Below are 7,781 nucleotides of genomic sequence, written 5' to 3'. Positions count from 1 at the left end.
TAAATGAGGGCCCTCTCCCAATTTTTTTTTTGCCATCTCAAATACGCTAAATTGCACTACTATTCTTATTAAAAAACCTCCACCAATCCAGTAAGGTTCCTCGTTCAACACGGCCAGACAAATGAGGCTGGCCCAATAAATCAGGTGCGAAACAGACAATAGACCTAAAATAAACTTATCTGATGACTTATAATGTTTACCTACGGACAAATGTCGTTTTTTTTGCCGAAAATAACTCTTTATAGTCGTTTTTGGAATAGAACGAACGAGGTTATTTTTTCCAATGACCACTTTGGTGTTCTTTTTATGGGCGTGAGCATTGATAAATAGGTCATCATCCCCCCCCGTAATTCCAATTTGTCTATTAAAACCATTGTTGTTTAGGAATAACGACTTTCTGTAAGCCATATTTCGTCCCACACCCATATAGGGTGAACCAGCTAGTGCCAATGAAAGATACTGTATTGCTGTATACAAGGTTTCAAATCGAATAAAATAATTGAGAAAACCTTTTTGTTTTTCATAAGGAGAGTACCCCAATACAATTTCGGTTTGCTCGTTAAAGGCCCTGCTCATTTCATAGATCCACATTTTGGAGGATGGAATGCAATCTGCATCTGTGAAGAGTATCCATTCATTCTTAGCTGCTTTAATCCCTAAGGTGAGGGCATATTTTTTTTCGTTTATATGGTCAGGGCACTTATCAATACGTAACCTTGTGAGCTTAGGGTGATTTATTTCCTCTTCTCGAAGATAATTCTGGGTACCATCGGTAGAGCGGTCATCAACTACAATAAGTTCAAATTCCGGATAATTTTGTTTGTATAGAGTTGGTAATAATTCGCGAAGGTTAGGCTCTTCATTATGAGCGCAAATTACCACAGATATGGGCTCATTCTTATGGTTATGGTCAAATTTTTGCTTATACATTCCCAAGCGACTAAATATGAACAGAAGGAAGATGAGTTGGACAGCCAGGGAGCCGATAAATAGATAAAAAATAAAAGTACTTATCATTAAATTTTATTAAGAATTATGGGTACAAAAGTAGACTCATTCAAGAATGAGTCTACTTTTGGGAAATTCAATTTCTTTGGGGCTTTAAATGAATATCTTATTGCTTTTTATGCCAACTTTTCTGTTAAAATTGACCTTTAAGCTCCAAAAGAAATGTTTATATCAATTTTCTTCTAAATACGGTCTATTCCCTAAGTGGGTAATTCAATGAAACGAGCCTACTATTTAAAAGGATGGTAAATATAAAGAAGCAAGATTAAAAACATCGAGTTTTTGTAACTTATACTTTAGGGTAAAATAAGTGTAAACTTTTGTATACTCTTTAAATGGTGTATTTTAGTTTGAAATAAATGGAGTTCATTTTTTAAGGGGCTTTAATAAAATGACAGAGAAGGTTGTTTCAATTTGGATTGATGAAAAATATTTAAGTGCTGTAGTATTGGCACATTGAACTTTTGTATCTTAGCGCCTTCGTATTAGACTGAGGCTTTTTTAATTTTTTGTTTTGCTCAGTTAAACCACAGTAAAAGTTTGAAAAAGAATCGTGGTTAATGTTGTTGAACCAGTGAAAAGATATGAAGTTTGAATTATTGAAGACGGATAGTGGGACCAAAGCTCGAATCGGAAAAATTACCACTGATCATGGGGAGATTTCCACACCTATTTTTATGCCTGTTGGTACGGCAGGTTCTGTAAAAGCCGTTCATCAAAGGGAGTTAAAGAATGATATTGATGCTGAAATTATTTTAGGAAATACATATCATCTGTATTTAAGACCTGGGTTAGATGTGTTGGAAAAAGCTGGGGGATTACATCATTTTAATGGTTGGGACAAACCCATATTAACTGATAGTGGTGGATTTCAGGTGTTTTCTTTGGCGGGAACTGGTCGTAAGATAAAGGAAGAGGGGGTACATTTTAAATCTCATGTAGATGGATCAAAGCATTTGTTTACACCCGAGTATGTGATGGATATACAGCGGACAATAGGGGCGGATATTATTATGGCCTTCGATGAATGCACACCATATCCATGTGAATACAGTTATGCAAGAGAATCTATGGAAATGACACACCGTTGGTTGAAACGTTGTGTGGACCGTTTTGATAGCACAGAAGGAAAATACGGTTATTCTCAGACTTTATTTCCAATTGTACAGGGAAGTACTTTTAAGGATTTACGAAAGCAATCAGCTGAAACTATTGCTTCATTTGAAAGGGAAGGAAATGCCATAGGGGGGTTATCGGTAGGTGAACCGGCAGAGATGATGTATGAAATGACCGAATTGGTGTGTGATATACTTCCAAAAGATAAACCACGTTACCTAATGGGTGTTGGTACCCCAGCTAATATTTTAGAGGGCATTGCACAAGGAGTGGATATGTTTGATTGTGTTATGCCTACTCGAAATGCCCGAAATGGTATGTTGTTTACCACTGAAGGTATTATTAATATTCGGAATGAAAAGTGGAAGGAGGATTTTTCTCCAATTGATGCAAGCCTTGGCGGATATGCAAGTACATTTTATTCGAAAGCCTATCTGAGGCATTTGATGAAATCTAATGAAATACTTGGTGCCCAAATTGCCAGTATTCATAATTTGACTTTGTACCTGTGGTTAGTGAGGGAAGCAAGACAGAAAATTGAAGAGGGGACTTTTGCCGGCTGGAAAAATGTAATGGTAAAAAAACTAATGACCAGACTGTAACTGAATGAGTATATTAGATCGCTACATCCTTAAGAAATTTTTAAGCTCTTTTGTCTTTGTTGTTCTTGTTCTGATCATCATTGTCTGTATTATTGATTTTACAGAGAAGAATGATGATTTTATGAGGAATAATCTTTCCGCAGTGGAAATTCTGGGTTATTACAAAAACTTTATTCCTTGGATTGTTAATTTGATTACTCCAATAACCGTCTTTATTGCCACGGTTTTTGTAACGGCAAAATTAGCAGGGCACACCGAAATTATTGCCATTTTGAGTAGTGGGGTGAGTTTTCATCGTTTGATGGTGCCCTACTTGATTGGAGCTTCCATAATCGCCTCCTTCAGTTTTTATATGACAGGTTGGGTTATTCCTTCTGCGAGTAAGGAGAAAGTAGCGTTTGAGCAAAAGTATATAAAATCTCCATTCTACTTTAACGATCGGGATATTCATTTAAAGGTTGCGCCCAACACTTACCTTTATATGCAAAGTTACAATAACCGATCAAATGTTGGCTATAAACCTACTTTGGAAAACATAGAGGGAAATGAGCTGAAAGCCAGGTTGTCTGCTAGTAGAATAGAATGGCAAAAGGACTCTGCTAATTGGTTGCTGAAAAACTGGGAATTGCGCGAATTTCATGGTTTGGAAGAAACTGTGAAGAAAGGACAACAAATGGATACTACTTTGCAATTATCTCCTGCAGACTTTCAAAATCAAGCTCATAAAAATGAAACCTTGACTATTCCTCAATTAGATGAGTATATGGCCTTATTGAAAAATAGGGGGGCAGATAATGTGGAAGAGTTTTATATAGAGAAATTAGTCCGGTACATGTCTCCTTTTGCAGCGATTGTTTTAACTTTTATCGGTCTGATTGTTTCTTCAAGGAAACAAAGGGGTGGAGCAGGTTTACAGATTGCGCAAGGATTTGTTATTGCTTTTGCCTTTATTCTATTCTTCATTATGAGTCGGGCTATTGCAGAAGCATCGGATAGTATGCCTCCCCTGTTAGGTGTTTGGTTGCCCAATATTATATTTTCTTGTTTAGGTTTAGTGATGTATAGAAACGTGCCTAAGTAATTTAAAAAAAGGAAAATTAAAACTTCCGAAATTACAAATCACTTTTTAATAGATGATTAAAGGAAATTAAAAGTGATTTGTAATTGATTGGTAGTTGGATTGTTACTGACCTTATGGGGTGTTAATGTATTTACCCCAAGAATCCCCGAGTTTTTTAAGGATAATAAAATAATCAGATAAAAACATTGGACGGGTCTTTATAGTTGGAAGGGAAAGTCAGGCATTGAATGTGGGATGAATTTTCTGCTGGTTGAAATGATGCCCTGACTATTTCATTAATGACCAGGTGGAAGGCCCATGACTATATTAGACCGGTATATTCTTAAGAAATTTTTAAGTGCTTTTATTTTTGTTGTTCTCACCCTAGTTATCGTTGTCTCTATTATTGATTATACAGAAAAGAACGAGGATTTTATGCGTAATGAATTATCCTTGTTGGAGATTTGGGGTTATTATAAATACTTCATTCCTTATATTATAAATCTGGTAACTCCCATAACGGTTTTTATTGCTACAATATTTGTAACCTCAAGATTGGCAAGCCATACCGAGATTATTGCAATATTGAGTAGTGGAGTAAGTTTTCATCGGTTACTGATTCCTTATCTTATTGGAGGGACATTGATTGCAGGTTTAAGCTTTTATTTGACAGGCTGGGTTATTCCTTTTGCTAATAAAGAGAGAATTAAATTTGAAAAGAAATATATTTATTCGCCATTTACCAATCAGGACCGTGATATCCATATAAAGGTATCTCCCACAAGCTATTTTTATATTGAGAGCTATGAGGTTCGTTCTAATATGGGGTATAAACCTACTTTGGAAACTATTAAAGGGAATGTACTAAAAGCAAGACTTTCGGCAAGTCGAATGGTTTGGAAGGAAAATTCAGCAAAGTGGTTGTTCAAGAATTGGGAATTTCGGGAATTTCAGGGTATGAAAGAAACAGTGATCCGTGGGCAACAAATAGATACAACTTTTCAATTAACTCCTGAAGATTTTCAGAATCAAGCCAATAAAAAAGAGACTTTGACTATTCCACAATTAGAAGCCTACATAACTCTATTAAAGAATAGGGGAGCAGATAATGTGAAGGAATTTTATATAGAGAAGTTGGTTCGTTTCATGTCTCCTTTTGCTGCAATTGTTTTAACCTTTATTGGTCTTATTGTTTCTTCACAAAAACAGAGGGGAGGGGCTGGGCTGCAAATTACACAGGGATTTGTGATTGCATTTGTATTTATTCTTTCTTTTGTTATGAGCCGGGCCATAGCAGAAGCATCAAATAGTATTTCTCCAATATTTGGAGTTTGGTTGCCTAATATTATATTTTTGTGCTTAGGTTTAGTGATGTATAGAAATGTGCCTAAGTAAATGTCGAACTGGAAAGATTACGCAAAACTTCATTTTATAGTAGGAATTTGGGGATTTACTGCTATCCTTGGAAAGCTTATTTCCATACCAAGTGTGGAATTAGTTTTTTACCGTACCCTGGTAGCAGCTTTGGCTTTAGGGCTGTTGCTTTATTATAGGAAGAGATCCTTCAATCTTGGTTTAGGCCAGGTTACGAAATTATTTGGAACCGGACTTCTGATTTCTGCCCACTGGATTTTATTTTTTGGTGCTGCCAGAGTTTCTACTGTATCCGTTTGTCTGGCAGGAATGGCTACTTGTTCTCTTTGGACAAGTATTATAGAGCCTTTAACCAATGGGCGTAGAATTCGCCTTTTTGAAGTTGGCCTTGGAGCCATTGCAGTTGTTGGCTTGTATGTGATATTCCAATTTGAGTTTAATCATGCTTTGGGGTTATTGATGGCTATTGGTGCTGCCTTTTTGGCTGCACTATTCAGTGTGATCAATGGAAAGTTTACTAAAAAGCATAATCCCTTTATGATTACTTTTTATGAAATGGTGGGGGCAACTATAGGGACGATTTTATTCTTTCCAATTTATTCAAAATGGTTAACTACGGATGGTCTTCAACTAAATGCAACCAAAATGGATTGGCTTTTAATTACTATTTTGGCCGTTATTTGTACTGTCTATGCCTATTCTGCAGCAGTGGAACTTCAAAAAAGGATGTCTGCTTTTATTATTAATCTGACGGTAAACCTGGAACCTGTCTATGGGATTATCATGGCCGTATTGTTTTTTAAAGATGCAGAGGAGATGACTTATGGTTTTTATGCTGGTACTGGCCTTATTTTATTGTCCGTTTTATCCTATCCTGTTCTGAACCGTATTAGCAAAAGAAGGGCAATGAAACTGCAGAATTACTAATTAGAGATTATAAGGGCAAATCTATAATTAGAATTTTGATAAGGTTTCCATTTAGGAAGGGAATTTCATTACCACTCCTAGGAGTAAATATCCAGAGAAATTCTTTTCCTTTCATGTCTCAACATTCAATAGTCAGCTAGTATTTATAAGAAATCCGGTAAAAGTGGATTTCTAATTTTCCAAATTATTTCTTTCAAAGGTAACTGTAATACCAACTTTGGTTGTGAAAGGTGCTTGAAGTTCCCTGCCTAATCTTTTGGTTTTTGATTTTATCTCTTAAAGAGATTGCGGAAGTAGTGGTTGGTCATAAAGCCTGAAAGAGGGAAGAAGGTGACAATAAATTTTATTTTTTGTCACCTTTTTTCTATTATTATTTGCTATTCTTTATATCAAATGATACAGCTGTTTGGTCCCATTGGATCGTTACCTTGCCTTGTTCATTGCCTGTTTCTTTTACTTCAAAAGTCAGGGATTCTACAACCTGCTTTAGCTGTTGAGGAATGGCTTTTACTCGAACAATATCATTTTCCTTATTATATTCATCCGCTAAGTGCATATCCCAATCTTTATTGAGGATAATTGTCCATTCATTTTGATCAGGTATTGTAAATAAACCATATTTTCCAGCTGGAATATCCACATTATCGATTTTCACATCTTTGTCGAAGGTGATGTTAGTAGCTTTATGAGCTCCTGTTGACCAAACCTGTCCAAAGCCAACCAACCCACCGAAGATCATTCGGCCCCTTTTTCCCGGCGAACTATAATCAATATGTACATGGTTGTTGCCGATCATCCCCATAGCAGAAGTATGGGGGCTAAGAGGTTTGGCTTTTTCTTCCTTTTCTTCTCCATGTTGATTACTTCCATGGTGGTGCCCCGCCTCTAATTTATGATCAGAATGTTCAGCTTGTTTTTGGGAGGTTTCATTATTTTTAGAAGAGCAGGCAAATAATAAAAACGCTCCTGCAATTGTTAAAAAATACTTTTTCATTTTACCCGAGTATTTATTTATTAATATTAATTTTTATGTTTTTCAATTCAATGGTGGAAAGCTCTTCCAGCTCTCCCTTTTTGTAGGCCTCATCTATTTGGTCAAAAGAAATACTTCCTTTCTTTCGAGGTTTTAAATTATGGTAATCTTGAATAGTGATTCCATTGATGGTTTGGACATTATAGGCTTCACGAAAGCGCATGCCACCACCATTTGTATTGTATTTGTAGGCTAGGTAGTCCATGCTGTAATCTTCGGTATCAAACCAATATAGGAAGATATCGTCAAAATCGTCACCTCCGCCTTCCTGATTAAATGTCACTCTAATTCTATGATACTTTTTACCTTTTATCGTGTTTATTCCCTCATAATTCTTGTTTACCGCAGCATCATTTAGCCACAAGGGAAGAAAGGCAAAATATATCACAGAGTTAACTGAGTTGGCATAGGCATTTTGTTTTTTTTCACTAAGAGAAGTTTCTTCTCTTTCAATGTATCGTTTTAATCCTTCATTGGAATAGACGTCTCTGATAATGTTGCCTGTAGAATCTGTTTGGATTCTGGTATAAACAAATTGGCCCCCATCTCTTTGGTATTCGTATTGTTTGTCTCTGAAAGAAAAAGAAGCCTCTGCATGGTTTAGTAAATCTGTTTTTGAGGCTTGAATTGCTTTGTCCACAACCTCTTGAGCTGTTGGGGT

Annotated in this window: 7 protein-coding genes; 4 read left to right on the top strand and 3 right to left on the bottom strand. The window is 36.1% G+C overall.

Annotated elements, in window-relative coordinates; translation table 11 throughout:
* Window positions 1-930 (bottom strand): glycosyltransferase (locus E1171_RS12380; protein WP_187696424.1); only part of this gene is annotated, 930 nt, incomplete at its 3' end.
* A 662-nt stretch (window positions 931-1,592) separates the two neighbouring features.
* On the opposite strand from E1171_RS12380, the gene tgt reads away from it, so the two are divergent.
* The 4 genes from tgt (at window position 1,593) to E1171_RS12360 (ending at window position 6,087) form a co-directional block, all read left to right on the top strand.
* Entirely contained in the window at window positions 1,593-2,726 is a 1,134-nt protein-coding gene (gene tgt, locus E1171_RS12375) for a tRNA guanosine(34) transglycosylase Tgt (protein WP_155206319.1), read from the top strand.
* 4 nt (window positions 2,727-2,730) lie between these two features.
* Entirely contained in the window at window positions 2,731-3,807 is a 1,077-nt protein-coding gene (locus E1171_RS12370) for an LptF/LptG family permease (RefSeq protein WP_155206318.1), read from the top strand.
* 297 nt (window positions 3,808-4,104) lie between these two features.
* On the top strand, window positions 4,105-5,181 hold the full coding sequence (locus E1171_RS12365; RefSeq protein ID WP_155206317.1) for an LptF/LptG family permease: 1,077 nt from the start codon (window positions 4,105-4,107) through the stop codon (window positions 5,179-5,181).
* Window positions 5,182-6,087: a DMT family transporter gene (locus E1171_RS12360; protein WP_155206316.1), complete on the top strand. Its 906-nt coding sequence runs from the start codon at window positions 5,182-5,184 to the stop codon at window positions 6,085-6,087.
* A 370-nt stretch (window positions 6,088-6,457) separates the two neighbouring features.
* On the opposite strand, the gene E1171_RS12355 is transcribed toward E1171_RS12360, so the two are convergent.
* Complete coding sequence (locus E1171_RS12355; RefSeq protein WP_155206315.1) at window positions 6,458-7,081, bottom strand: DUF2911 domain-containing protein; 624 nt, start codon at window positions 7,079-7,081, stop codon at window positions 6,458-6,460.
* 13 nt (window positions 7,082-7,094) lie between these two features.
* Window positions 7,095-7,781: DUF6503 family protein (locus tag E1171_RS23840; protein WP_187696423.1), on the bottom strand; the 687-nt coding region annotated here is incomplete at its 5' end.

Source organism: Xanthovirga aplysinae, from assembly GCF_009711365.1.
GTDB classification, from domain to species: Bacteria; Bacteroidota; Bacteroidia; order Cytophagales; family Cyclobacteriaceae; genus Xanthovirga; species Xanthovirga aplysinae.
This window is presented reverse-complemented; position numbering and strand designations above follow the sequence as displayed.